Consider the following 277-nt stretch of genomic DNA (forward strand, 5'->3'; position numbering starts at 1 on the left):
GCTGGGCGAGCAACTGCCGCTGGATGGTTTCAAGGGCCGCAAGCTCAGTTATCGCCCCTGGAATGGCCAACTGCGCCAGCCGATCCCCATCGTGCAACCGCGTGCGCTGGTCAGTACCTCGCCTCAAGAGGGTTTCCTGCACCCCTTCAACGAAATGGACAGCTTGGGCTATGACCAGCCCGAGGTGACCTGCCGCTATCCCTGAACACTTAAAACAATAAGGAATCCGCCATGCGCCGCACCCTGCTTTCATGCGCCCTGCTGCTTGCCGCCGGGC

1 pseudogene is annotated in these 277 nt (G+C 61.4%); it reads left to right on the forward strand.

The features are described from left to right. A pseudogene (locus SB756_RS29685) lies at positions 1-205 on the forward strand (branched-chain amino acid ABC transporter substrate-binding protein); the annotation flags it as partial. Positions 206-277 lie beyond the last annotated feature (72 nt).

Origin of the sequence: Pseudomonas sp. SIMBA_068 (genome assembly GCF_046534705.1) — a bacterium.
Classification (GTDB): domain Bacteria; phylum Pseudomonadota; class Gammaproteobacteria; order Pseudomonadales; family Pseudomonadaceae; genus Aquipseudomonas; species Aquipseudomonas putida.